Raw genomic sequence first — 24,041 nt, 5'->3', positions numbered from 1 at the left:
CAACGGATCGTCCGGCACGTACCTGCCGGTGAAGGAGAAACATCATGGCGTCAGTGACGTTCGACAAGGCAACCCGTCTCTACCCGGGTTCCACCCGCCCCGCAGTCGACGGGATCGACCTGCAGGTCGCCGACGGCGAGTTCCTCGTGCTCGTCGGCCCGTCCGGTTGCGGAAAGTCGACCACTCTCCGAATGCTCGCCGGCCTCGAAGAGGTCAACTCGGGCGACATCCTCATCGGCGACCGAAACGTCACCGATGTGCCCCCGAAAGACCGTGACATCGCCATGGTCTTCCAGAACTACGCGCTCTACCCGCACATGACCGTCGCCGAGAACATGGGCTTCGCCCTGAAGATCGCCGGCGTGAACAAGGACGAGCGCGCCACCCGCGTGCTCGAAGCCGCCAAGCTGCTCGACCTCGAGCCCTACCTCAGCCGCAAGCCGAAGGCACTCTCGGGTGGTCAGCGTCAGCGCGTCGCCATGGGTCGCGCCATCGTCCGTCAGCCCCAGGTCTTCCTCATGGACGAGCCGCTGTCGAACCTCGACGCGAAGCTGCGCGTCCAGACCCGCACCCAGATCGCGTCGCTCCAGCGCCGCCTCGGCGTCACCACGGTCTACGTCACGCACGACCAGACCGAGGCCCTCACCATGGGTGACCGCATCGCCGTGCTGAAGGACGGCGTCCTGCAGCAGGTCGGCACCCCGCGCGACCTCTACGAGAAGCCCGACAACGTGTTCGTCGCCGGCTTCATCGGCTCGCCCGCCATGAACCTCCTGCCTGCAGACATCGTCGACGGCGGCATCCAGTTCGGCACCTCGGTCGCCGCGGTCGAGCGCGACATCACCTCGCAGGCCACGCAGAAGAGCGTCACCGTCGGCATCCGCCCCGAAGACGTCGTCGTCTCGACCTCGGGCGAGGGTCTCAAGGTCGCGGTCGACGTCGTCGAAGAGCTCGGCGCCGACGGCTACCTCTACGGTCACGCCGATGTCGACGGCCAGCGCGCCGACATCGTCGCTCGCGTCGATGGCCGCGCGCACGCGTCGGCCGGCGACACGGTCTACATCACGCCGATCGCCCACCGCATCCACGTCTTCAACACCGAGTCGGGTCTCCGCCTCGGCGACAAGGCAGTGGTCAGCGCGTAATACGCTCCCTGACGACGGCCCGTCTTCGTCCCCGCGCTTCGGCCGGGCGACCGAGGCGGGCCGTCGTCGTCTGACACGCCGCCGGATCCTGCGACCCTCTTCGAACGGAACACCGTGACCTCGCTCAACATCACCTCGGCCACCGCCGACCCGGCCCTGCTCGACCTGCCGTGGAATCTGCCGCTCGACGTGTGGCCCGAAGACTCGATCGCGACGCTGCCGAAGGGCATCTCGCGGCACCTCGTGCGGTTCGCGTACCTCAGCGGCTACGTCATCGCGATCAAAGAGACCTCCGGCGAGATGGCCCGAAGCGAGTACGAGATGCTGCGGACGCTCCAGCGCATGGACATCCCGTGCGTCGACCCGCTCGCCGTGATCACGAACCGTCGCGACGACGACGGCAACGAGCTGAACCCGGTGCTGGTCACCCGTCACCTGAAGTTCTCGCTGCCCTACCGCGCGCTGTACTCTCAGACGCTACGGCCCGACACCGCGACCCGGCTCGTCGACGCCCTCGCCCTGCTGCTCGTGCGGCTGCACATCATCGGGTTCTACTGGGGTGACGTGTCTCTCTCGAACACCCTCTTCCGTCGCGATGCCGGCGCGTTCGCGGCCTACCTCGTCGACGCCGAGACCGGCAAGCTCTACCCCGGCGGCCTGTCGAACGGGCAGCGCGAGAACGACCTCGAGGTCGCCCGCGTCAACATCGCCGGCGAGCTGCTCGACCTGGAGGCCGGCGGTCGCCTCGACGAGGAGATGGACCCCGTCGACATCTCGGCCGGAATCGTCGCGAAGTACCGCAGCCTCTGGAAGGAGCTCACGGGCACCGAGACCTTCTCCGACAAGGAGCGCTGGCGCATCAACGACCGCGTCGAGCGCCTCAACGACCTCGGCTTCGACATCGAAGAGCTCGCCATCAAGACGACCGAGGGCGGCAGCCAGGTCAGGATCCAGCCCAAGGTCGTCGACGCCGGGCACCACTCGCGACGCCTCCTGCGCCTCACCGGCCTCGACGCGCAGGAGAACCAGGCCCGGCGCCTCCTCAACGATCTCGACGCCTACGCGATGCGGCCCGAAAAGCAGGATCTCGACGAAGAGCGAGTCGCCCACGAGTGGGCCGCCCGCGTGTTCGAGCCGGTGGTGCGGGCGATCCCCCGCGACCTCCGCGGTCGCCTCGAACCGGCCGAGATCTTCCACCAGCTGCTCGAGCACCGCTGGTACCAGTCGCAGGCCGAAGGCCGCGACGTGCCGATCGCCGAGGCCCTGACGTCGTACGTCAACGACGTGCTGCGCCACCGCCGCGACGAGAGCATGGTGATCGCGCCCGAGACGGGCTCGATCACCCTGCCCGTCGCCATTCAGGCCGAGCAGGAGATGGACGCCGAGGACTGGCGCTCGAAGGTCTGACCGCGCCTCGCCCTTACCTTTTCGGCTCGGCCGCCCCGTTCAGACGGGGAGGCCGAGCCGAAAAGGTAAGGGCAGAGGCTACTTCTTGGCGGCGCGGCGCTCGGCGCGCAGCTTCGAGATCTCGTAGAGGGTGACGCTCGCCGCGATGCCCGCGTTCAGGCTCTCGGCAGCCGCCGTGATCGGAACCGAGACGATTGCGTCGCACGTCTCCGTCACGATCCTCGACAGGCCTTTGCCCTCGCTGCCGACCACGATCACGAGCGGCTGGTCGGCCAGCTCGAGGCCTGGGAGCTGCACATCGCCGCCGCCGTCGAGGCCGAGCACGAACACGCCGCGCTCTTTGAACGCCTTGAGCGTCTGCGTGAGGTTGCCGGCCATGGCGACGGGGACGCGCGCGGCGGCACCGGCCGACGTCTTCCACGCCGACGCGGTGATGCCGACCGAGCGGCGCTGCGGCACGATGACGCCCTGGCCGCCGAACGCGGCGACCGAGCGGATGATCGCACCGAGGTTGCGCGGGTCGGTGATGCCGTCGAGGGCGACGAAGAGCGGCTTCTGCCCGCGGCGCTCGGCCTGGTCGAGCAGATCGGTCGGGTGGGCGTACTCGTACGGCGGCACCTTGAGGGCGAGCCCCTGGTGCACCGAGTCGGGGCCGGTGAGCCGATCGAGCTCGGGGCGCATGACCTCGAGCACCGGGATGCCACGGCGGGTCGCCAGCGTCAGCACCTCTTTGACGCGGTCGTCCATCTCGAGGCGGGTCGCCAGGTAGAGGGCCGTCGCCGGGATCCGGGCACGGAGGGCCTCCAGCACAGAGTTGCGGCCGGTCACGATCTCGCTGTCGTCGGCCTGCTTCTTGCCGCGCGGAGGTGCCGAGCGGTCGGTTGCCGTGCGGGCCGTGCGGATCGGGCGCTCGGCACTCGACCCGGCTCGGCCACGGGCCGTCTCGAGGCGCTCTTGGGCGGCCTTGCGCTTGCCGGCGGGGTGATAGGGCCGATCGACGGCTTTCGGCGTGGGCTTCTTGCCCTCGAGGGCCTGACGACCCTGGCCGCCCGACCCGACCTGCTTGCCTTTGCTGCCCTGGCGGACGGCGCCGGGGCGACCCTTTCGTGCTCCTGAGGTGTTCTTCACTGTTCCAGGCTCCAATGCGATCCGGTCGAGCTGTCTTCGATGGTGATGCCCGCAGCGGCCAGGTCGGCTCGAATGCGGTCGGCGTTCGTGAAATCCTTGGCCTCGCGGGCGCTCTGGCGTGCCTCGATCAGCTTCTCGACGAGGGTGGCGAGGGCGGTGTGCGCCGACGAGTCGTCGCTGCCGCGCCACTCGGGCGACGCGGGGTCGATGCCGAGCACGGCCACCATGGCGAGCGTGTGCTGCCATTCGCGAGCCGCCGTGTCGAGGTCGTCGTCGTCGAGGCCGGCGTTGCCGCGGCGCACGGTGTCGTGCAGCACGGCGAGCGCCTGCGGCACGTTGAGATCGTCGTCCATGGCCTCGGCGAAGGCGGTCGGCACATCGCGGGCGCCGACGCCGGCGAATCGGGTGTCGGAGAGACGGCGCTGAGCGCGCTCGAGGAAGGTCTCGATCCGGTCGAGCGCGGCTTCGGCCTCGTCGAGCGAGCCGTCGTGGTAGTCGACGGTCGAGCGGTAGTGCGCGGCGCCGAGGTAGTAGCGGATCACCACGGGGCGCGCGAGGGCCAAGAACTCGGAGGCGAAGATCGAGTTGCCGAGCGACTTCGACATCTTCTGCCCGTCGATGTTGACCAGCCCGTTGTGCACCCAGTGCGTCGCGAAGGCGTCGCCCGCTGCGGTCGACTGCGCCAGCTCGTTCTCGTGGTGCGGAAAACGCAGGTCGAGGCCTCCGCCGTGGATGTCGAACGCCGAGCCCAGGTAGCGGCGCGACATGGCCGAGCACTCGATGTGCCACCCCGGTCGGCCGGCGCCCCAGGGCGAGGCCCAGCTCGCCGACGACGGCTCACCCTCCTTCGTCCCCTTCCAGAGGGCGAAGTCGCGCGGGTCGCGCTTGCCGCGCGGGTCGGCGTCGGTCGCCGAGGCCATGTCGTCGAGCTTCTGGTGCGTGAGCTCGCCGTAGTCAGGCCACGACTGCGTGTCGAAGTAGACGTCGCCGGAAACATCGGGGGCGGCATACGCGTGGCCGTTGTCGATCAGGCGACCGATGATCTCCTGCATCTCGGTGACGCTCGCCGTGGCACGGGGCTCGTAGGTGGGCGGCAGGATGCCGAGAGCGTGATACCCGGCCGTGAACTCCAGCTCGTAGCGGTAGGCCCTCGCCCACCACTCCTCCGTCGTCTCGCTGGCGAGGTTCAGGATCTTGTCGTCGATGTCGGTGACGTTGCGAACCAGGGTGACGTCGAGGCCGCGGTAGGTGAACCAGCGCCGCCACAGGTCGTAGACGAGCGCCGAGCGGAGGTGGCCGATGTGCGGAGACGATTGGACGGTGGGGCCGCAGACGTAGAGCCCCACGCGGCCTGCGACGAGAGGTGCGAAGTCCACGAGCGACTGCGCGCGGGAGTCGTAGAGGCGAATGGTCACCGCCTAAGGCTACTTGGCGGCCCCGTCGTGTGAAGACGGCGGGCCTGCCGGCAGGGTGACGACGGCGGTCGCGAAGACGGCGAGGCCCTCCGTGCGGCCGGTGAAGCCGAGGCCGTCGGTCGTCGTCGCCGACACCGAGACGGGGGCGTTCAGGATGCGGGACAGCTCGCGCTGCATCTCGACCCGACGCTTCGCCACACGCGGGCGGTTGCCGACGACCTGCACGACCACCGAGCCGATCACGGCCCCCGCACCGTCGAGGATCCTGCGCGCCCCTTCGAGGAAGACGACGCCCGAGGCCCCCGCGTGCTGTGGGTCGGACGTGCCGAAGCGCGAGCCGATGTCGCCTTCGCCCGCCGCGGACAGGAGGGCGTCGACGATCGCGTGGGCGACGGCGTCGCCATCGCTGTGGCCGACGAGACCCGGCTCACCGGGGAAGTCGAGCGTGCCGAGGCGCAACGGCGGTGCGGCTTCGTCGGCGGGAGCGAACGCGTGCACGTCGATGCCCAGCCCGACCCGCGGCAGAGCCGGCGGAGCGCCAGTAGCGGCTCCCTCCCCCGCCAGCAGCTCGGCCCGCTGGAGATCCCACGGCGTCGTGATCTTGAACGCCTCGTGCGAGCCGGCGACCACCGTCACGCGGCGACCGGCTGCGGCGAACAGCGCGGCGTCGTCGGTGTGGTCGACCTCGGCCGAGGCGTAGGCCGCGTCGAGCTCGGCCCTCGGGAAGCCCTGGGGCGTCTGCATCGCGACCAGCTCGGAGCGGTCGACCGTGTCGAGCACGGCACCGTGCTCGTCGACGCGCTTGATCGTGTCGCTGACGGGCAGCCCGGGCACGATGCCGTGCCCGAGGGTCTCGACCGCCGCTGCGACGAGCTCGAACTGGGCGGCGGGGGTGAAGCAGCGAGCGGTGTCGTGCACCAGCACGGTCGTGATGTCGGGGGCGAGCGCCTCGAGGCCGCGGGCGACCGACTGCTGACGCGTCTCGCCTCCTGCGACCACCGTCACGTGCCGGGCGGCGTGGCCCGCGGCCGTCGACGAGAGCGCCCGCGCCTCGCCGAGCAGGGCCTCGGGCGCGACGACGACGATCTGGTAGGGCTCGGGCGAGCGCAGGATGCCACGGAGAGACCACTCGAGGATGCTTCGGCCCGCGACCTCGACGAACGCCTTCGGCCGCCCCTGCGCCAGGCGCGAACCGCTGCCGGCCGCCACGACCACGACCGCACGGGTGGGAGAGGCGGCAGCACCGCCTACGATGCGAGGACCTCGTCGAGCACGCTCTGGGCGTGCTCTTCGTCGGTGTGCTCGGCGAGGGCCAGCTCGGAGACGAGGATCTGGCGGGCGCCCGCGAGCATGCGCTTCTCGCCCGCCGAGAGGCCCTTGTCGTTGTCGCGGCGCCAGAGGTCGCGCACGACCTCGGAGACCTTGATGACGTCGCCCGAGGCGACCTTCTCGAGGTTGGCCTTGTAGCGGCGCGACCAGTTGCTGGGCTCTTCGGCGAAGGGGGCGCGCAGCACCTCGAAGACCTTCTCGACGGCCTCGTGGCCGATGACGTCACGCACCCCGACGAGGTCGACGTTCTCGGCGGGGACCTCGATGACGAGGTCGCCCTGAGTCACCTTGAGCGTGAGATACAGCTTTTCGGTGCCTTTGACGACACGCGTCTTGACCGCCGTGATCTCGGCCGCACCGTGATGCGGATAGACGACGGTCTCGCCGACCTCGAAGTGCATGTGCGGGCTCCGTTCCAGGGCCACCAGACTACCACGGGGTCGCTCGGAGGCGAGGGGTGGGACGTCTGGCACATGGAGTCTGGGCTAGGCTGAGAGCGCATTCGAATCACTCTGGAGGAACCTGTGAGAGCACGTATCGCGGCAACCGTCGTTCTGGCCGGAGCCGTGATGGTCCTCACCGCAGGCTGCAACTTCATCACCCCGCAGGACACGACGTCGATCACGACGACTGAGGCGGGTGTCAGCAGCGAAGTCGGCAGCCTCGACATCCGTAACGCCATCGTCTTCACCGACGACTCGGGCGAGACGGCGAGCCTGTCGATCACGCTGATCAACAACAGCAGCACGTCGAGAGACGTCAACTTCCAGTACGAGAGCACCAGTGGCAAGCAGACCGCCTCGGTCACGGTGCCCGGCAACACGCTCGTGCGCCGCGGCACGCAGAACGGCGACGAGCAGATCATCCTGACGAACCTCGAGGCCAAGCCCGGGGCCCTCGCCAAGATCTTCGTGCAGTACGGCAGTGCGACCGGCAAGAGCATCAAGGTGCCCGTGCTCAACGGCAGCTTCAAGATGTACGCGACGCTGCAGCCGAGCCCGACCGTCTCGAGCACGCCGACCGACGGCGCCTCCACGATCCCGTTCAACGCGCCGACGACGCCCGCCGGCTGAGCCGACTCGCGCGCGACGACGAAGGGCCCCGACCGCACTCCGGTCGGGGCCCTTCACTGTCGATGGGTGGGTCAGTTCCGTCGGCAGGGCGGTCAGGCCTCGATGCGGTAGCCGAGACCGCGCACGGTGACGAGAGCGACGGGCTCGGAGGGCACCGCCTCGATCTTCGAGCGGATGCGCTTGATGTGCACGTCGAGCGTCTTGGTGTCGCCGAAGTAGTCGGAGCCCCACACCCTGTCGATCAGCTGACCGCGGGTCAGCACCCGGCCGGCATTGCGCATCAACAGCTCGAGCAGCTCGAACTCCTTCAGCGGCATGGCGATGTCGCGCCCTCGGACGGTCACGACATGCCGTTCGACGTCCATCGAGATCTCCCCCGCGGTCAGGATCGCGTCGCTCAGCTCTTCGAGGTCAACGCGGCGCCTCAGCACGGCCCGGATCCGGGCGAGCAGCTCGCGGGTCGAGTACGGCTTCGTGACGTAGTCGTCGGCGCCGAGCTCGAGCCCGACGACGATGTCCACCTCGCTGTCCTTCGCGGTCAACATCACGATGGGCACCTGCGAACGGCTGCGCAGCTCGCGGCACACCTCGGTGCCAGGTAGCCCCGGCAGCATGAGGTCGAGCAGCACCAGATCGGCGCCGTCCCGATCGAACGACGAGAGGGCCTTGGGGCCGTCGTCGGCCACAGCGACCTGGTAGCCCTCGCGCTCGAGGATGAACGCGAGAGGCTCGGACAGGGACTCCTCGTCTTCGACGATCAGAATTCGGGTCATGGTTGTGCTTCTCCTCGGACGGGGACCGTGGCCTGGGAGGCCTCGGGAAGGCGGATGGTGAAAGTCGAACCGGAGCCGAGCTGCGACCAGAGCCGGATGTCGCCGCCGTGGTTCTGCACGATGTGCTTCACGATGGCGAGCCCCAAGCCCGTGCCACCCGTGCGCCTGGATCGAGCGGGGTCGACGCGGTAGAACCGCTCGAAGATGCGCTCACGGTCGGACTCGGCGATGCCGTCGCCCTGATCGGTCACGGCGATCTCGACGACGCCCTTGTCGGTGACGGTCGCACCGATGCCGATTCGCGATCCGTCCGGTGAATACTGGACGGCATTGGCGACGAGGTTGTGGACGGCGACCGAAAGCATGTCCTGATCGCCGACGACGGCCGCGTGTTTGCCCCCGCGGGTGACGATCTCGATGCCTCGGGCCTCGGCTTCGACCCGGTTGCGCTCGACGGCGGACCGGATCACGTGGCGCACGTCGACGAGTTCGGGGCCGTCGAGAGGGTCGGCCGACTGGAGGCGGGACAGCTCGATGATGTCCTGCGTGAGGCGGCCGAGGCGCAGGGACTCGCGGGTGAGGCTCCCCGCGAAATAGCGCACCTGATCGGGGTCGTCGGCGGCCGATTCGAGAGCCTCGGCGAGCAGGCCGACAGCCCCGATCGGCGTCTTGAGCTCATGGCTGATGTTGGCGACGAAGTCGCGCCGCACCTCTTCGAGCCGATGCGACTCGGTGTGATCCTCGGCCAGCACGATCACGTAGCGGTTGCCGAGGCGCGAGGCGCGCACCCGCATCCTGAGGTCGGTCTCCTGCCTCAGGGAGCGCGCCAGAAGCAGCTGCTCTTCGACCGGGTGCTCGGCATCGCGGGCACGCTCGATGAGGTCGACCATCTCGGGGTGCACCACGTGCTGACCCAGCACGAGACCGTTCGCGAGCGCCATCGCCGATGCCTTCTGCACGTTGTTCGACGGGTCGACCACGAAGCCGGCGGAGTCGAGAGTCTCGAGCACCGCGCCGACGCCGTCGGGCAGTGAGACGTCGCTGAGGGCTCGGGCCCGTCGGCCCCGGTCGACCGCCAGGACGACGAGGAGCACGAGGCCCGCGCCGACGACGATGCCGAATGCCAGCGAAAGCGGCACCAGCCAGGGGTTGTGCATGCCACTCAGGCTAGTGAACGGCAGGTGGACCGCCAGTGCCGGGAGCGTTTTCGTCCAGGCGGATCGGCAAGAGTTCTCTTGGGCATCACCGGGCGTTAACCTTTCCGGGAGAGGCTCACTCACACTGCGTGGGCAAAGGTCTGCCCATTGCAGACATGTACCTGAGGCCAGGAGGGTCACCACAACAATGCGCGAGGTATTCCAGCTGGAGCTCCAAGAGGTACAGGAGCGGCTCGTCGAGATCGCGACGCTCGTGGCTGCGTCGATCGAGAACGCCACCAAGGCCTTCCACGATTCCGACGTCAACCTCGCCGAGCTGGTGATCGCCAACGACGACCGCATCGACGCGCGCGCCGTCGCCCTCGACGAGCTCGCCATCGACATCCTGGCCCGACAGAACCCCGTGGCACGCGACCTGCGCATCGTGGTCAGCGCCCTGCGCATCAGCGCCTCGCTCGAGCGCATGGGCGACTTCGCCGAGCACATCGCCCAGCTCGCCCGCTACCGATTCCCCGAGAAGGTCGTGCCGAAGTCGCTGCGCCCCACGTTCACCGAGATGGGCCAGCTCGACGTGCAGATCGCCCAGAAGCTGATCACGCTGCTGACGACGGAGGACATCGCCCTCGCCGAGGAGATCCGCAACGACGACGACCGCATCGACGAGCTGCACCTGAGCGTGTTCGACAAGGTGCTCGGCGAGACCTGGAAGGGCGCCCCGGCCGACACCGTCGACGCCACGCTCGCCAGCCGGTACCACGAGCGCTTCGCCGACCACGCGGTCTCGATCGCCAAGAAGGTGGCCTACCTGGCGACCGGCGACTGGGTCGGCGCCGACCTCTGATCCAAGGTCACGGTTTGCGTTAACCTCTTGACGACACTCGTTCGGGAGGTAATGATTCGAGCGTGTCAAATCCCCAAGGCCCAATGACGGGCCGGCGGCAGAGCCCCGAAACGCGGCCACAAGCCCGCGCGCAGAGCCCCGGCTCGCAGACCTCCCTCCGCAAGCGCAACCAGCAGCGGGTCGTCGAGGCCCTGGTCAAAGTCGGCGCCTCCACGCAGGCCGACCTCGCGCGTCGCACGGGCCTCAGCACCGCCACCATCTCGAATATCGTCAGCTACATGGCCAAGAACGGCCTCGTCAGCCTGACGCCCACCACGAGCTCCGGCCGCCGCGCCGTCTCGGTGCGGCTGCTCACGAGCAACGGCACCGTCGCCGCCGGCATCGGCTTCGGCCGTCGGCACCTGCGGGTCGTGCTCGTCTACCCCGACTACACGATCGCGGCCGAAGAGAACGTGGTGCTGCCGCAGAAGTACGACCCGAGGGCCGGCTTCGACCTCGCGAAGCAGGTGCTCACGCGGCTGCTGGAGGAGACGGGCACCTCGTGGGAGGCGCTGAGCGGCGTGGGCGTCGGTATCCCCGGCTCCATCGACCGCCGCGACCTGATGCCCGTGATCGGGACGGTCTGGGCCGAGTGGGCGTTCGTCGACGTCGTCGTCGAGCTCGAGGACCGCCTCGGCGTGCCGGTGGTGCTCGACAACGACGCCAACCTCGGCAGCGTGGCCGAGACGATCTGGGGCCTCCACGGCGGGGCCACCAATCTCGTGTACCTCAAGGTCGGATCGGGGATCGGCGCCGGGCTGATCCTGAACGGCCAGCCCTTCAACGGCGCCACCGGGGTGACCGGCGAGGTCGGGCACGTGCAGGTGGTGCCCGACGGGCAGGCCTGCCGCTGCGGCAACCGCGGCTGTCTCGAGGCCGAGGCCTCTATCCAGGCGATGCTCGACCGGCTCGGCACCGTGACACCGATCCAGTCGACGGAAGACCTGGTGCGGGCCGTCCAAGGCGGAGACGTCGCGGCGCTTCGCGTGATCGAGGATGCGGCGCGGCTGATCGGGCGGGTGGTGGGCGACCTCGCCAGCATCCTGAGCCCCGAGGTGATCGTGCTCGGCGGCCCCCTCGCGGTCCTCGGCGACACCATCCTCGAGCCGATCTCGCGGTCGTTCGCCCGTCACGTCCTGCCTCTGGTCCGCGATGCGACCGACATCGTGGCCTCCACGCTCGACGATCGCGGTGAGGCGCTCGGGCGGCCGCGCTCGTCTTCCATCAGGCCGCAGTCCGCGTCATCTAGCGGATCGGAGGCCTCTGGAGTCATGAACGACCGCGTATGTGAGCGCTCTCGCGACCGAGACTCCTGAAGCCGTTACAAATTCGTTGCGTTAACCTTTTGACGCCAGGCCCGAGCAGGCCTAATGTAATCCCGGGCCCAAGGGCTCCGGGCGAAATGTCCAAGCGGGGCGGCATCACAGCCCAACCCGACAACGATGTCTTAGTAAATGGCGGTGCACAATGGCTGGTGAACCCACCATCCTCGAGATGCGCTCGATCACCAAGGAGTTCCCTGGTGTGAAGGCCCTCGACGACGTGACCCTGACCGTGAAGGCCGGCGAGATCCACGCGATCTGCGGCGAGAACGGTGCGGGCAAGTCGACTCTCATGAAGGTCCTCTCGGGGGTCTATCCCTTCGGCACGTACACGGGCGACATCGTGTACGAATCGGAGATCGTGCAGTTCTCGGGCATCAAGCAGTCCGAGGCCGCCGGAATCGTGATCATCCACCAAGAGCTGGCGCTGATCCCCGAGCTCTCGATCACCGAGAACATCTTCCTCGGCAACGAGCCGGGCAAGCGCGGCGTGATCAACTGGATCGAGGCCCAGCGCCTGGCCAAAGACCTGCTCGCGCGCGTCGGCCTCGACGAGGACCCCGACACGAAGATCAAGTCGCTCGGTGTCGGCAAGCAGCAGCTGGTCGAGATCGCCAAGGCTCTCAACAAGAACGTCAAGCTCCTCATCCTCGACGAGCCGACGGCCGCTCTCAACGAGCAGGAGTCGCAGCACCTCCTCGACCTCATCGTCGGGCTGAAGGGCCGCGGCGTGACATCGATCATGATCAGCCACAAGCTCAACGAGATCGAGCAGGTGTCCGACACCATCACGATCATCCGCGACGGCAAGACGATCGAGTCGCTCGACGTCAAGGCCGACGGCGTCAACGAAGACCGCATCATCCGCGGCATGGTCGGTCGGTCGCTCGAGAGCCGCTTCCCCGACCGCACGCCGAACATCGGCGAGAAGTTCTTCGAAGTCCGCAACTGGACGGTGCGCCACCCGCTCGACCCCGAGCGCCTCGTCTGCAAGAACGAGAACTTCTACGTTCGCAAGGGCGAGATCGTCGGCTTCGCCGGCCTCATGGGCGCCGGTCGCACCGAGCTCGCGATGAGCGTCTTCGGGCACTCGTACGGCAGCTACGTCTCGGGCGAGGTCTACAAAGACGGCAAGGAGATCCGCACCGACACCGTCGAGCGCGCGATCAAGAACGGCATCGGCTACGTGTCCGAAGACCGCAAGGCGCTCGGGCTCAACCTGCTCGACACCATCAAGCGCTCGACCGTCTCCGCGGGTCTGCCGAAGATCACGCACGGCGGGGTCGTGTCGAACGTCGAAGAGTACGAAGTCTCCGAGCGCTACCGCCGGTCGCTTCGCACGAAGGCCAACTCGGTCGACGAGGGCGTCAACAAGCTCTCGGGCGGCAACCAGCAGAAGGTCGTCCTGGCGAAGTGGATGTTCACCGACCCCGACCTGCTCATCCTCGACGAGCCCACCCGCGGCATCGACGTCGGCGCCAAGTTCGAGATCTACGGCATCATCCAGGATCTCGCCGCGCAGGGGAAGGCCGTCATCCTCATCTCGTCGGAGCTCCCTGAGCTCCTCGGCCTCTCCGATCGCATCTACACGATCTTCGAGGGCTCCATCACCAATGAATTGACCGCCGCCGAAGCGAACCCCGAGTCGCTGATGGTGAGCATGACCTCGAAAAGGACCACGGTTCGATGAAGAACTTCAAACGCAACCTCGACGCCGTTCTCGGCGGCAAGGGCGGCGGAATCAGCCAGTACAGCATGATCATCGCGCTCGTCGTGATCATCGTGATCTTCCAGTTCTGGACGGGCGGCGTCACCCTCTCGCCGGGTAACTTCATCAACGTCTTCCAGCAGTACTCGTACATCCTGATCCTGGCGATCGGAATGGTGATGGTGATCGTCGCCGGCCACATCGACCTCTCGGTCGGCTCGGTGGCCGCGTTCATCGGCATCATCGTGGCGCAGGCCATGGCGGTCTGGCACTTTCCGTGGCCGCTCGCCGTCCTCCTCGGCCTCGTGATCGGCGCCCTCGTCGGCGTCTGGCAGGGCTTCTGGGTCGCGTACGTCCGAGTCCCCGCGTTCATCGTGACGCTGGCCGGCCAGCTGATCTTCCGCGGTGCCAACCAGCTCATCGGCAACTCGACCTCGGTGCCCGTCAACAGCAACTTCCAGCTGCTCGGCGGCGGCTTCATCCCCGACTTCGGGCCCGACACCGGATTCAGCAACGGCACCCTGCTCATCGGCCTGGTCGTGATCCTCGCCCTCATCTGGAGCGAGATCCGCGCCCGTCGCAACCGCGTCCGCATGGGTGCGCAGCCGGCTCCGGTGTGGACGAGCGTCGTCCGCATCGTCGTCCTCGGTGCGATCACCGCCTACGCCACGTACCTGTTCGCCGACTACCGCGCCAACACCAGCGTGCCGATCGTCGCCATCATCCTCGGCGTGATCATGATCGGCTTCACGTTCATCTTCAACAACACGACCTTCGGCCGCCACGTCTACGCGGTCGGTGGCAACTCGAACGCTGCCGTCCTGTCGGGTGTCAACGCCCGTCGCGTCAACTTCCTGGTCATGATGAACATGTCGATCCTGGCCGCCGTCGCCGGCATCGTCTTCACCGCGTACTCCGGCGCCTCCGGCCCCTCCGACGGAACGGGCTGGGAGCTCGACGCCATCGCCGCCGTCTTCGTCGGTGGTGCAGCCGTCGCCGGTGGTATCGGCACGATCCCCGCCTCCATCATCGGTGGTCTGGTGCTCTCGTTCTTGGCGAACGGCCTCTCGCTGGTCGGCATCGACACGAACACCACCCAGATCATCCGCGGTCTGGTCCTGCTCTTCGCCGTCGCCTTCGACGTCTACAACAAGACGCAGGGTCGCCCCTCGCTCACCGGTCGCCTCCTCGGCGGCGCCCGGCGGGGCAAAGACAGCGAGGGCCCGACCGACGGCGGCATCAAGGGCGACGGGCAGCAGCCCGAGTCGATCGACGACCAGCCCCAGGTTTTGCTGCCCTGACGCGCGGTCACCCGACCGCCCTTGCCGCAGCAGAAACATGGGAGCGAGCCCCCGGCTCCTCCCGTAGCAAGACGGATGCATCCCTAGGCATCCACAATCCCCCACCACAGAGGAAAGAAGCATTTCAATGAAGAAACAGCTGATCATCGGCGTTTCCGTCGCGGCTCTCACCGCACTCGCGCTCACCGGTTGCTCCGGCGGAAGCAGCCGCGGCGGGTCCGGGTCGACTTCGACCTCGGGCGCGTCCAGCATCCCCAAGGGCTCCACCATCGGCGTCTCGCTTCCTGCGAAGACCTCGCAGAACTGGGTCCTTGCGAAGGCGGCCTTCGAGTCGGCGCTCGCTAAGGACGGCTTCAAGGCCGACGTGCAGTACGCGGCCGCCACCAACACGGTGCCCGACCAGCAGAACCAGATCTCGGGCATGATCACCAAGGGCGACAAGGCCCTGATCATCGCCGCGCAGGACGGCTCGCAGCTCGGCACGCAGGTCAAGCAGGCCAAGGCCGCCGGCATCCCCGTCATCGCCTGGGACCGCAACATCACCGGCACCGCGAACGTCGACTACTACGTCGCCTTCAACAACTACAAGGTGGGCCAGCTCCAGGGCCAGGCTCTCCTCGACGGAATGAAGGCCCGCAAGGCCTCCGGCCCGTACGACGTCGAGCTCTTCGCCGGCGCCTCGACCGACGCCAACGCCCCGGTCTTCTTCGATGGCGCCATGAGCGTCCTCGAGCCGAAGATCAAGGACGGCACCCTGAAGGTCCTCTCCGGCCAGACCACGTTCGCCCAGGTGAACACGGCCGGCTGGCTCGCTCAGAACGCCCAGTCGCGCATGAGCAACCTGCTGCAGAAGACCTACTCGGGCAACCAGGAGCTCGACGGTGTCCTGTCGCCGAACGACACCCTCGGTCGCGCGATCATCCAGGCCATCCAGCAGGATGGCAAGAAGGTCCCGATCGTCACCGGCCAGGACTCGGAGACCGCTTCGATCCCGCTGATCATGAACGGCACGCAGTACTCGACCATCTACAAGAACACCAACGAAGAGGCCAACGCAGCTGTGAAGCTCGTCAAGGACCTCTCCGACGGCAAGAAGGCCACCACGGTCATCGACAAGAAGAACAACTACAACGGCGTGAAGACGGTCCCGGCCGTCGAGCTCACCCCGATCCTCATCACCAAGGAGAACGCGGTCAAGGCGTACGTCACCGACCCGACGCTCGAGGCGCTCGCCAAGGCCGGCGCCAAATAGGCCCTGCCTGACACACTGCATCACAGCACCACAGCACCTGCCCCGCTCGGACTTCGGCCCGGGCGGGGCTTGTGCGTTTCGGGCGGGGCTTGTGCGTTTCGGGCGGGGCTTCTGCGTGCCTGCTAGGCGTCGAACTCGGGCCTCTGCAGGATGCGAGACCACCACGTGCCCGGGGCGATGGACATGGCATCCTGCTCGGTGAGCGTCTGGCGCAGGATCGCGACGCGGTCGGCTCGCGGGGCGGCCGCCGGCGCGACCGGGTCGGCGAGCGTCTCGCCCCGCTGCAGCGCGGCCAGGCGCTCGCGTGCCTCGGCCACCGTCATCTGCGGCACGACCGGGGGTCGATCGCCGAGGTAGAAGACGCGGAAGGCTTCGAGGAAGGCCTCGGTCTTGTCGAGGCCGGTGTTGAGCAGGGCCGGGTTCGCGCCGCTCGGGTCGATGATCAGCACTCGACCGTCGGGCGCCTGGACGATGCGCTCGGCGTCGCGGCTCCAGACGTGACCGACGATCGACATCTCCTCGCCCGCGACGAGCTGCGTCTCGGCGGGGCCGTCACCCGGGTGCGTCTCGCCGGAGTGCTCGTCGAGCTCGATGCCGAACCGTGCGTCGCCTGCCATGTGCGGAGCGTATCGCGAGCGTAGGGAAGGATGGAGGGATGGCTCAGGTCGCGATCATCGTCAACGGCTCTGCCGATCCCCGCAAGTCGGAGATCTCGCGGGCGCTCGGCATCCTGCTCGGGTGCCCCGTGCTGGATCCTGCACCCCTCGACGCCGTGATCACGACGGCCACCGGGCCCGTCGTGGCTGCGGACGACGTGCAGGCCCTCGCAGTCGAGACCGTGTGGCGCACCGTCGGGCTCGTCGAGGCCGGGGTCGTGGTCGACGGGGTGTTCGCTGCGGGCGACCGGGAGGCCGTGAGTCGTGGCATCGAGCTCGGCGGGGGCCCGCGCGTCGTCGAGGTGTGGTGCGGCGAGCCGGGCGGCGAGCTCGGGCTCTCGCCCGTGGTGCAGGTGCCCGACGTGGCTGCTGTCGACATGGACGCCCTCGTGCAGGAGATCGGCGAGCTGTTCGACTGACCGCTGTGCTCTGACGACCGGCACATACTCTAGTCCGCGGGCTAGAGCGTGTGCCGGTCGTCGGAGTTTAGGCGGCGAGCCGCGGCCCGGGCGGGCGTCAGGATCCGAGGGCGCCGGTCACGAAACGCAGGGCCTCGGCCCGCGAGATGCCCAGCTTCGACACCCGGTCGACGTAGGCGCGAGCAGCCTCTTGGGCCTGCCGCTCGGCCGCCTCGCCCTGCGGCGCGACGAAGGAGCCGTTGCGCCCGCGCGTCTGAATGAAGCCGTCGGCCTCGAGCTCGCGGTAGGCGCGCGCGACCGTGTTGGCTGCGAGACCGAGGTCTTCGGCGAGGCGCCGCACCGTCGGCAGGCGTGCGCCCGCGGGCAGCTCGCCACTGCCCACCTGCTCGAGCAGTTGCACGCGCAGCTGTTCGAACGGGGGCGTCGCCGAGCGGGGGTCGATCGTGATCATCGGGTCGCGGCCTCCTGCAGCCTTCGCGCCTCCGCGAGTCGACGGGCCTCTTCGTCGGGTGTGCGCCTGCGTGAGCCGGGCCACAGAGTCGCGAGGTACCAGTCGTAGGTGCGGCTCTGGATGTAGCGGAACCCGATGAGCGCCGCGAAGCCCAGGCCGGCGGGGATCAGGGTGAACCAGGATGCGGCGCCGACGGATGCGGCGACCAGCCAGGAAGCTCCGAGGCTCATCGCGAAGAGAGGCCCGTAGAGCAGGTCACGCAGGTCGAGAGAGCGGAGCGCATCGCTCCACACCAGCTCGTCGGTGCTGACCGCCGGCTGACCGCGACCGACGACGACGCGCGAGGCGATCTCGTAGACGACGATCGCGAGGGCCCCCAGGCCCCCGAGCGCTACCGCGGGCACGGTCACGCCGGCGCGAAGGGTGGCGACCGGGCCGAGGTTCATGACGACCGCGATGAGGGCCATGCCCAGCGCGAAGACGGCCAGCCAGTGCAACTGCGGCGGCACGTAGTCGGCGACTCGTGTCGGCCGCGCGCGTGCGATTCGCGGCCCGTCGCCCGAGCGCAGAGCGGAGCGGAGGGACGACCACGCGACAGCGAGCGCCGACCCGGTCAGCGTGACGGCGAGGACGCCGTAGTAGTCGATCATGATCGACGGGGAGACTTCGGACCATCTCGGGGAGCCGTCATCGAGGGCGGACGTCAACACGACCAGCGCGAGGCTCACCGCGACGCCGACCAGACCACCGGCGGCACCCCATCGCAGTCGCACCCGCATGCGACGCATGAGCTCGTCCGCCAGATCGGCAGGCACCCCCAGGCCGACACGACGGGCGGTCCGCCCGAGCTCCCAGGCCTGGAACGCGGGCAAGCCGGCCAGCACGATCGTGGCGACCAGCGCGACGGCCAGCACGGCGAAGACCACGGCTTGGAAGATCATCGGCGACTCCTTTGTAGCGCCCATTGTTGCAATGTACTGCCACAAACGCAAGGGCCGCGCCGAGGGCTTACCGAAACGGCGCACCCTGGCCGCCGAGGCGGTGAGGGTGCGCCGAAAAGGTCAGGGGCGAGGCTACTTCTTGCCCTGCGCAGCGACCGCGGCGGCACCAGCGGCGGCAGCCTCGGGGTCGAGGTAGGCGCCCGGCTTCGTGGGGCGGAAGTCGTCGTCGAGCTCGTAGACGAGCGGGATGCCCGTGGGAATGTTGAGCTCGGCGATGTCGTCGTCGCTGATGCCGTCGAGGTGCTTGACCAGGGCACGCAGCGAGTTGCCGTGGGCCGTGACGAGCACGGTCTTGCCGGCCGCGAGGTCGACGGTGATGTCGCTCTCCCAGTAGGGCAGCATGCGCTCGATGACGAGCTTGAGCGACTCGGTGCGCGGGGCGTCGGCGCCGAGGTCGGCGTAGCGCTCGTCGTGCGCCTGCGAGAACTCGGAATCGTCGTCGAGAGGCGGCGGCGGCACGTCGAACGAGCGGCGCCAGGTCTGGAACTGCTCGGGGCCGTACTGCTCGAGCGTCTGCGCCTTGTCCTTGCCCTGCAGCGCACCGTAGTGACGCTCGTTGAGACGCCACGATCGCTTGACCGGGATCCACAGGCGGTCGGCGACCTCGAGGGCGAGGTTGGCGGTCTGAATCGCGCGGGTGAGGAGCGACGTGTAGAGGATGTCGGCCTTGAGACCCGACGACGACAGCAACTCGCCGGCGCGCTTCGCCTCGGCGACGCCCTGCTCGCTGAGGCGGACGTCGACCCACCCGGTGAAGAGGTTCTTCTGGTTCCAGTCGCTGTTGCCGTGCCGAAGGAGGATGAGGGTCGAAGTCATGCCTCGAATCCTATCGCCGACGGGTTTCCTAGACTTGGCCCATGCCTATCGGCCAAGTGACGCGCGGCACCACCGGCACCAACCGCCTCCGCCGCGTCGACCGCTGGATCGCCGCGCTTCCGGCCTTCCGCCGCGCGGCCGACCCGCTGGTCGTCGACCTCGGCTACGGCGCGAGCGCGACGACGCCGCTCGAGCTGCACCAGCGACTGGCGAAGGTGCGCCCCGACGTCGAGGTGGTGGGCATCGAGATCGAGCCCGAGCGAGTGCGAGTGGCGCAGCTGGAGGCGCGGCCGGGAGTCTCCTTCCGGCTGGGCGGGTTCGAGGTGCCGCTCTCGCCGACGGACGAGGCGAGGGGCCGGCATCCTGCGATCATCCGGGCCTTCAACGTGCTGCGGCAATACGACGAAGACCAGGTCGCGCACGCGTGGGACCTGATGACGTCGCGCCTGGCGACCGACGGCATCCTGATCGAGGGCACCTGCAACGAGGTGGGCCGCGTGGCGAGCTGGGTCGACGTGACGAGCGAGGGGCCGCAGACCTTCACGGCGTCGCTGCACCTCGGGTCGCTCGAGTCACCGACGATCATCGCCGAGCGCCTGCCGAAGGCGCTGATCCACCGCAACGTCGAGGGCGAGCGGGTGCACTCGTTCTTGCAGGATCTCGACCGGCAGTGGGCCTACAACGCCGGGCTCGCGGTCTACTCGCCCGTGCAGCGCTGGGTCGGCACGGTCGAGGGGATGCGCGCCGCCGGCTGGCCCGTGCTGAACGGCCGCTCGCGCTGGCGCCTCGGCGAGGTCACCGTGCCCTGGTCGGCCGTCGCTCCCCTCTGACCTCTCCCCCTCCGTTTTACCTATAGGTAGGGCGTTTGCGGCCAGAAATTTCTGTGCGCGAACGGCTTACCTATAGGTAAAACGGGGGGAGGGGGTCAGCGGCGGGTGGCGCCGAGGCGCGGGAGGCGGGGCACGCCGGCTGCGGCGCCGGCCTCGGGCGGCACGATGGTCTGCTGCGCGGCGGCCACGACGGTGTCGCCGGCGACGACCGACAGGGGTGCGGCAGTGTCGGTCGAGCGCTTGACCACGGCCAGCGCGACGGGGCCCAGCTCGAAGTGGACGGCGCTGGAGGTGACGTGACCGACCTCGCGAGGCGAGTCGTCGGACAGTGCGGCCGGAGGCAGCACCACGAGCGAGCCGGGCGCGGGCAGCACGTTGTCGGAGCCGTCGAGGTGCAGCATCACCAGGCGACGCGGCGGGTGGCCGAGGTTGTGCACCTTCGCCACGGTCTCTTGCCCTCGATAGCAGCCCTTGTCGAGGTGCACGGCGCTGCGCAGCCAGTCGAGCTCGTGCGGGATGGAGCGCTCGTCGACCTCGGCGGTGAGGCGAGGTCGCCACGCGGCGATGCGCAGCGCCTCGAAGGCCAGCAGGCCGGCGGCGGGCACGTCGGAGGCGGCGAGCGCGGGCAGGTCGTCGCGCGCCACCAACGTCTCGCGATACGTCCACTCGCCGGCCGGATGGCCCGCCTCGGCGGCGTAGCCCACTCCCCCGATCGCGATCTCGTGCCAGGGGTCGACCCAGACGAGCGGCACACCAGCAGGTGAGGCGGCAGGAAGCCCGAGGTCGGCGAACGCGCCGATCACGGCGAAGTCGGCGCTGCGATCGGCGACCTCGACGCGCAGCATGAAGCGCATGCGGTCGAGCCACGTCGTGAAGGCCAGGGCTTCGGCGTGCTCGACGAGCAGCCACGTCGTGACGCCGTCGTCGAAAACTCCCGCGGCGTGCTCGAGGCGGCCGGCAGGATCGAGCAGCAGCGTCTCGGTCGATTCGCCGTGTTGCAGCCCCTTGAGGCTCTGGCTCGTCAGCGAGTCGAGCCACGACAGTCGGTCGGGCCCGGTGACCGTGAGGACGCCGCGAGCACCCATCTCGACGAGGGCCGTACCACCGATCAACCGGCGCTGCTCGACGAGCGGGTTGCCGTAGTGCGCGGCCGTGCCGGTGGCCTCGTCGGCGACGAAGCCCGCGCGCGATGCGAACGGGGTGCGGGCCTCTGCGCCGGCAGGAGACGTCTCAGTCGACATGCGCGAGCCGCCCCGACGCGTGCGTTCGCAGCTCGTTGCCGAGGGCGGCGACATCCCAGGCCCACAGCAGGTGGTTCTCGACGAGGCCGTACATGCGCGTCGCCGCCGAGTATTCTTTCGCGTTGCTCGATCTGACGACGGCGTCGGTCGCGAGATCGATGCGCGGCCCTTTGACTCGGCCGAGATAGAGCTCGTTGACGCCGGTGGGGTGCACGAGCGCGACCTCGATGTCGAAGCCGTCGTCGGGGGTGCGCAGGATTTCGACGGCCCGGGGGGTCGTGAACGGCTGGATGCCCACGCCCGGCAGCATCGCCGGCCCACGGTCGCCCTCTTCGGCGGGGCGGTCGAGGCGCCAGTAGCCCGTCTCGCTGACGAGAGGGGTGTGCTCTTCGTCGAGCAGCCACGAATAGGAGGAGTAGTTCAAGAACGGCAGGCCGTCATGACTGAAGCTGACGCGCTGCCCGAACTCGTGCGTGCGGCGGGTCTCGTCGCCTTCGCCGGTCTTGTAGTCGACTACACCGGTGCCCTCCCAGACGCCGATGAGCCACGACAGCGGCACGAGCTCGGCGGGGAGGTCGACAGGGATCTCGATCACGATTCGGTCAGCGCTGGCCCTTGAACAGTCGCACGACGACCGTGACGGCGACGAAGACGATGCAGAGCGACGCCAGAATGAGCAGGCCGATGTAGAACATCTCGAGAGGAAGCAGCGAATCCATGGCCCAAGACTACCCGCGACGCGAGCGATATCGCTTCAGATCGAGACAAGCGCCAGGATGCCGGTCGCGATCGCGAGCACGACGAAGCTGCCGGCGAGGCTCAGCATGGCTCGATCGACGAGCCCGTCCTTCTCGCGAGTGGCCAGCTGGAGGCAGAAAGTCAGGATGATGGTCGCGCCGAGCACGAGCGGCAGCCAGGTGAGGAAGCCGTCTCCGGAGGCCGTCAGGCCGACCACGATCGCACCGATGATCGCGACGACCCAGACGGGGATGGTCGTGGCGAGACGGAGGCGGGCGCTGCGAGTGGTTGCGTGCACGGTTCCATCCTCTCGCATCCTGGCCACTAGGGTTGTCCGGGGGCATGCCGGGCTCGATTAGACTCTCGGCAGTCCGTATCTACTGGAGGTCGTGTGGCGCAGCTCTTGGTCCTCACCTCTGCACCGACGCCCGATGTGCTGCCGGCACTGGCCCTCTTGAGCCACCGTACGCGCCAGATCCCCGCCGAGCCGTCGCATCTGGTGAACGCCCCCTCCAGCGATCTGATCTTCGTCGACGCTCGGGGCGACCTGTCGAGCGCGAAGTCGCTGTGCAAGATCCTGCGCACCACGGGCGTCACGGTGCCCATCGTGCTCGTGCTGACCGAAGGCGGTCTCACCGCGGTCAACTCCGAGTGGGGCGTCGACGACGTGATCCTCGAGTCGGCCGGGCCCGCCGAGGTCGACGCGCGCATCCGCCTCGTCACCGGTCGTCTCGCGCAGACGCAGTCGGGCTCGAAGATCCAGGCCTCCGGCGTGGTCATCGACGAGGCCAGCTATTCGGCCAAGGTGCACGGCCGCCCGCTCGATCTCACCTTCAAAGAGTTCGAGCTGCTCCGCTTCTTCGCGACGCACCCGTCGCGCGTCTTCACCCGCGAGCAGCTGCTCAGCGAGGTGTGGGGCTACGACTACTTCGGCGGCACCCGCACGGTCGACGTGCACGTGCGGCGCCTCCGCGCCAAACTGGGCGACCTCGAGTCGCTGATCGGCACCGTGCGCAACGTCGGCTACCGCTTCAACGTCTACGACGACGACACGCGTGACGTGCCGGTCCTGTCCTCCTAGCCCTCCCGGCATGGACTTCGCGCTCCTCTCCTCTCTCGCATCGACGGCCCAGGCCGCCGACGGGGCTCCCCCGTTCTCCGACCAGGCGCTGGTCGAGGCGCGGCGCGGCGACGCGACCGTCCTCGGGGATGCCAGGGCGGCGGCGATCCTGCGACCCGGCGAAGCCGAACTCGTGGTCGATCCCGCGGCTCGCCGGCACGGCCTCGGCACCGGCCTGCTGCGCACCGTCGTCGAGACGACCGAGGGGCCGCTCGCCGTCTGGGCACACGGCGACCACCCGGGTGCGCGGCGCCTCGCCGACGAGTTCGGGTTCGGGGCGACCCGTCGCCTCCTGCAGCAGCGGGCCTCGGTGCCGCAGGATGCCACGGCTCCCCGTCTGCCCGCAGGCACCGTCACGGCCTCGTTCCGCCCCGGCCTGGACGACGCCGTGTGGCTCGACCTGAACGCGCGCGCCTTCGCCACGCACCCCGAGCAGGGCTCCATGACGCAGGGAGACCTCGACGACCGGAAGGCCGACGCCTGGTTCGACGCCGACGACCTGCTGATGCTGTGGCAGGGCGACGAGCTCGTCGCGTTCTGCTGGTTGAAGGTCGAGCCGGATGCCCGCGGCTTCGCCGATCAGGATTCGCCCGCGACCGGCGAGCCGGGCGAGTTCTACGCGGTCGCCGTGTCGCCCGAGCGCCAGGGGCAGCACCTCGGCGGGGCCGCGGTCGACGCCGGGCTCGCGCGGCTTCGCTCTCGGGGCGTGGCCACGGCGTCGCTCTACGTCGAGGGCGACAACACCGCGGCGTTGCGCCTCTATGCCGCGCGGGGCTTCACCGACTACGCCGTCGACGTGCAGTACACCCTCTCGCGCTGACCCCGTCCCTGGCGAGTTATCAACAGTTCACCTCCCGCAGACCCTGGCGACGTGCCCAG

General features: G+C 68.8%; 25 protein-coding genes. 12 read left to right on the top strand and 13 right to left on the bottom strand.

Annotated elements, in window-relative coordinates; all coding sequences use genetic code 11:
- Positions 1–44: 44 nt before the first annotated feature.
- Positions 45–1,145: an ABC transporter ATP-binding protein gene (locus tag AX769_RS06885; protein ID WP_066277461.1), complete on the top strand. Its 1,101-nt coding sequence runs from the start codon at positions 45–47 to the stop codon at positions 1,143–1,145.
- 114 nt (positions 1,146–1,259) lie between these two features.
- Entirely contained in the window at positions 1,260–2,552 is a 1,293-nt protein-coding gene (locus tag AX769_RS06880) for a DUF4032 domain-containing protein (protein ID WP_066277460.1), read from the top strand.
- Between the two features lie 78 nt (positions 2,553–2,630).
- On the opposite strand, the gene rlmB is transcribed toward AX769_RS06880, so the two are convergent.
- From rlmB to AX769_RS06860, 4 genes are read right to left on the bottom strand one after another with little or no spacing between them, the layout of a single operon-like run.
- Entirely contained in the window at positions 2,631–3,680 is a 1,050-nt protein-coding gene (gene rlmB, locus AX769_RS06875) for a 23S rRNA (guanosine(2251)-2'-O)-methyltransferase RlmB (protein WP_066277458.1), read from the bottom strand.
- On the bottom strand, positions 3,677–5,095 hold the full coding sequence (gene cysS, locus AX769_RS06870; protein WP_066277456.1) for a cysteine--tRNA ligase: 1,419 nt from the start codon (positions 5,093–5,095) through the stop codon (positions 3,677–3,679). Before cysS ends, rlmB begins: the two co-directional genes overlap by 4 nt.
- Positions 5,096–5,104: 9 nt before the next feature.
- Positions 5,105–6,310, bottom strand: a complete 1,206-nt coding sequence (gene ispD, locus AX769_RS06865; RefSeq protein WP_369824071.1) for a 2-C-methyl-D-erythritol 4-phosphate cytidylyltransferase — start codon at positions 6,308–6,310, stop codon at positions 5,105–5,107.
- A 32-nt stretch (positions 6,311–6,342) separates the two neighbouring features.
- Entirely contained in the window at positions 6,343–6,825 is a 483-nt protein-coding gene (locus AX769_RS06860) for a CarD family transcriptional regulator (protein ID WP_066277447.1), read from the bottom strand.
- 123 nt (positions 6,826–6,948) lie between these two features.
- On the opposite strand from AX769_RS06860, the gene AX769_RS06855 reads away from it, so the two are divergent.
- A complete protein-coding gene (locus tag AX769_RS06855) occupies positions 6,949–7,497 on the top strand; it encodes a hypothetical protein (protein ID WP_157887493.1) in 549 nt (182 codons plus the stop codon).
- 92 nt (positions 7,498–7,589) lie between these two features.
- On the opposite strand, the gene AX769_RS06850 is transcribed toward AX769_RS06855, so the two are convergent.
- Positions 7,590–8,270 (bottom strand): response regulator transcription factor, encoded by a 681-nt coding sequence (locus AX769_RS06850; RefSeq protein WP_066277443.1) that lies wholly within the window; start codon positions 8,268–8,270, stop codon positions 7,590–7,592.
- Positions 8,267–9,427: a cell wall metabolism sensor histidine kinase WalK gene (locus AX769_RS06845; RefSeq protein WP_066277441.1), complete on the bottom strand. Its 1,161-nt coding sequence runs from the start codon at positions 9,425–9,427 to the stop codon at positions 8,267–8,269. The genes AX769_RS06850 and AX769_RS06845 overlap by 4 nt, the downstream gene beginning before the upstream one ends.
- 187 nt (positions 9,428–9,614) lie before the next feature.
- Between AX769_RS06845 and phoU the strand changes: the two genes are divergently transcribed.
- From phoU to AX769_RS06820, 5 genes are all read left to right on the top strand, one after another.
- Positions 9,615–10,268, top strand: a complete 654-nt coding sequence (phoU, locus tag AX769_RS06840; protein ID WP_066277438.1) for a phosphate signaling complex protein PhoU — start codon at positions 9,615–9,617, stop codon at positions 10,266–10,268.
- A gap of 62 nt (positions 10,269–10,330) precedes the next feature.
- The gene (locus tag AX769_RS06835; protein WP_369824070.1) at positions 10,331–11,623 is read left to right on the top strand and encodes an ROK family transcriptional regulator; all 1,293 of its coding nucleotides are present in this window, start codon (positions 10,331–10,333) and stop codon (positions 11,621–11,623) included.
- A 151-nt stretch (positions 11,624–11,774) separates the two neighbouring features.
- A complete protein-coding gene (gene mmsA / locus AX769_RS06830; protein WP_066277435.1) occupies positions 11,775–13,319 on the top strand; it encodes a multiple monosaccharide ABC transporter ATP-binding protein in 1,545 nt (514 codons plus the stop codon).
- Positions 13,316–14,638: a multiple monosaccharide ABC transporter permease gene (gene mmsB, locus AX769_RS06825; RefSeq protein ID WP_066277433.1), complete on the top strand. Its 1,323-nt coding sequence runs from the start codon at positions 13,316–13,318 to the stop codon at positions 14,636–14,638. Before mmsA ends, mmsB begins: the two co-directional genes overlap by 4 nt.
- A gap of 127 nt (positions 14,639–14,765) precedes the next feature.
- Entirely contained in the window at positions 14,766–15,890 is a 1,125-nt protein-coding gene (locus AX769_RS06820) for a sugar-binding protein (protein WP_066277425.1), read from the top strand.
- A gap of 122 nt (positions 15,891–16,012) precedes the next feature.
- Here AX769_RS06820 and AX769_RS06815 read toward each other — a convergent pair whose 3' ends face one another.
- Positions 16,013–16,507 carry a hypothetical protein gene (locus AX769_RS06815; protein ID WP_066277419.1) on the bottom strand — a complete coding sequence of 165 codons (495 nt, stop codon included), beginning with the start codon at positions 16,505–16,507 and terminating at the stop codon, positions 16,013–16,015.
- Between the two features lie 38 nt (positions 16,508–16,545).
- Here AX769_RS06815 and AX769_RS06810 point away from each other — a divergent pair, with 38 nt between their 5' ends.
- A complete protein-coding gene (locus AX769_RS06810) occupies positions 16,546–16,965 on the top strand; it encodes a hypothetical protein (RefSeq protein ID WP_066277416.1) in 420 nt (139 codons plus the stop codon).
- Between the two features lie 97 nt (positions 16,966–17,062).
- Here the strand turns inward: AX769_RS06810 and AX769_RS06805 are convergent, their stop codons facing one another.
- The 3 genes from AX769_RS06805 to AX769_RS06795 form a co-directional block, all read right to left on the bottom strand.
- Complete coding sequence (locus AX769_RS06805; RefSeq protein WP_066277413.1) at positions 17,063–17,416, bottom strand: GntR family transcriptional regulator; 354 nt, start codon at positions 17,414–17,416, stop codon at positions 17,063–17,065.
- On the bottom strand, positions 17,413–18,357 hold the full coding sequence (locus AX769_RS06800; protein ID WP_066277411.1) for a hypothetical protein: 945 nt from the start codon (positions 18,355–18,357) through the stop codon (positions 17,413–17,415). The genes AX769_RS06805 and AX769_RS06800 overlap by 4 nt, the downstream gene beginning before the upstream one ends.
- A 132-nt stretch (positions 18,358–18,489) precedes the next feature.
- The gene (locus AX769_RS06795) at positions 18,490–19,233 is read right to left on the bottom strand and encodes a phosphoglyceromutase (RefSeq protein WP_066277408.1); all 744 of its coding nucleotides are present in this window, start codon (positions 19,231–19,233) and stop codon (positions 18,490–18,492) included.
- Between the two features lie 41 nt (positions 19,234–19,274).
- Between AX769_RS06795 and AX769_RS06790 the strand changes: the two genes are divergently transcribed.
- A complete protein-coding gene (locus AX769_RS06790; RefSeq protein WP_066277406.1) occupies positions 19,275–20,063 on the top strand; it encodes a methylase in 789 nt (262 codons plus the stop codon).
- Positions 20,064–20,158: 95 nt separating this feature from the next.
- Here the strand turns inward: AX769_RS06790 and AX769_RS06785 are convergent, their stop codons facing one another.
- From AX769_RS06785 to AX769_RS06775, 3 genes are all read right to left on the bottom strand, one after another.
- Positions 20,159–21,304: a folate-binding protein YgfZ gene (locus AX769_RS06785; RefSeq protein ID WP_066277403.1), complete on the bottom strand. Its 1,146-nt coding sequence runs from the start codon at positions 21,302–21,304 to the stop codon at positions 20,159–20,161.
- A complete protein-coding gene (locus AX769_RS06780) occupies positions 21,294–21,899 on the bottom strand; it encodes an FABP family protein (protein WP_066277401.1) in 606 nt (201 codons plus the stop codon). Before AX769_RS06780 ends, AX769_RS06785 begins: the two co-directional genes overlap by 11 nt.
- A 159-nt stretch (positions 21,900–22,058) precedes the next feature.
- Entirely contained in the window at positions 22,059–22,340 is a 282-nt protein-coding gene (locus AX769_RS06775) for a hypothetical protein (protein ID WP_157887492.1), read from the bottom strand.
- Between the two features lie 93 nt (positions 22,341–22,433).
- On the opposite strand from AX769_RS06775, the gene AX769_RS06770 reads away from it, so the two are divergent.
- Both AX769_RS06770 and mshD read left to right on the top strand, forming a co-directional pair.
- On the top strand, positions 22,434–23,123 hold the full coding sequence (locus AX769_RS06770; RefSeq protein ID WP_066277396.1) for a winged helix-turn-helix domain-containing protein: 690 nt from the start codon (positions 22,434–22,436) through the stop codon (positions 23,121–23,123).
- A 10-nt stretch (positions 23,124–23,133) separates the two neighbouring features.
- Positions 23,134–23,982 (top strand): mycothiol synthase, encoded by an 849-nt coding sequence (gene mshD, locus AX769_RS06765; protein WP_066277393.1) that lies wholly within the window; start codon positions 23,134–23,136, stop codon positions 23,980–23,982.
- Positions 23,983–24,041 lie beyond the last annotated feature (59 nt).

This window comes from Frondihabitans sp. PAMC 28766 (assembly GCF_001577365.1).
In the GTDB taxonomy this organism is placed as follows: Bacteria; Actinomycetota; Actinomycetes; order Actinomycetales; family Microbacteriaceae; genus Frondihabitans.
The sequence above is the reverse complement of the archived record's forward strand: the minus strand, read 5'-3'. Positions and strand labels throughout refer to the sequence as shown.

Bases quoted from the DNA above. Each gene is read 5' to 3' on its own strand.
- AX769_RS06805 (WP_066277413.1), bottom strand. From the start codon at position 17,416: ATGATCACGATCGACCCCCGCTCGGCGACGCCCCCGTTCGAACAGCTG.
- AX769_RS06785 (WP_066277403.1), bottom strand. From the start codon at position 21,304: ATGTCGACTGAGACGTCTCCTGCCGGCGCAGAGGCCCGCACCCCGTTC.
- AX769_RS06810 (WP_066277416.1), top strand. From the start codon at position 16,546: ATGGCTCAGGTCGCGATCATCGTCAACGGCTCTGCCGATCCCCGCAAG.
- AX769_RS06885 (WP_066277461.1), top strand. From the start codon at position 45: ATGGCGTCAGTGACGTTCGACAAGGCAACCCGTCTCTACCCGGGTTCC.
- mmsB (WP_066277433.1), top strand. From the start codon at position 13,316: ATGAAGAACTTCAAACGCAACCTCGACGCCGTTCTCGGCGGCAAGGGC.
- AX769_RS06800 (WP_066277411.1), bottom strand. From the start codon at position 18,357: ATGATCTTCCAAGCCGTGGTCTTCGCCGTGCTGGCCGTCGCGCTGGTC.
- AX769_RS06860 (WP_066277447.1), bottom strand. From the start codon at position 6,825: ATGCACTTCGAGGTCGGCGAGACCGTCGTCTATCCGCATCACGGTGCG.
- phoU (WP_066277438.1), top strand. From the start codon at position 9,615: ATGCGCGAGGTATTCCAGCTGGAGCTCCAAGAGGTACAGGAGCGGCTC.
- AX769_RS06820 (WP_066277425.1), top strand. From the start codon at position 14,766: ATGAAGAAACAGCTGATCATCGGCGTTTCCGTCGCGGCTCTCACCGCA.
- mshD (WP_066277393.1), top strand. From the start codon at position 23,134: ATGGACTTCGCGCTCCTCTCCTCTCTCGCATCGACGGCCCAGGCCGCC.
- AX769_RS06790 (WP_066277406.1), top strand. From the start codon at position 19,275: ATGCCTATCGGCCAAGTGACGCGCGGCACCACCGGCACCAACCGCCTC.
- AX769_RS06815 (WP_066277419.1), bottom strand. From the start codon at position 16,507: ATGGCAGGCGACGCACGGTTCGGCATCGAGCTCGACGAGCACTCCGGC.
- AX769_RS06845 (WP_066277441.1), bottom strand. From the start codon at position 9,427: ATGCACAACCCCTGGCTGGTGCCGCTTTCGCTGGCATTCGGCATCGTC.
- AX769_RS06795 (WP_066277408.1), bottom strand. From the start codon at position 19,233: ATGACTTCGACCCTCATCCTCCTTCGGCACGGCAACAGCGACTGGAAC.
- AX769_RS06850 (WP_066277443.1), bottom strand. From the start codon at position 8,270: ATGACCCGAATTCTGATCGTCGAAGACGAGGAGTCCCTGTCCGAGCCT.
- mmsA (WP_066277435.1), top strand. From the start codon at position 11,775: ATGGCTGGTGAACCCACCATCCTCGAGATGCGCTCGATCACCAAGGAG.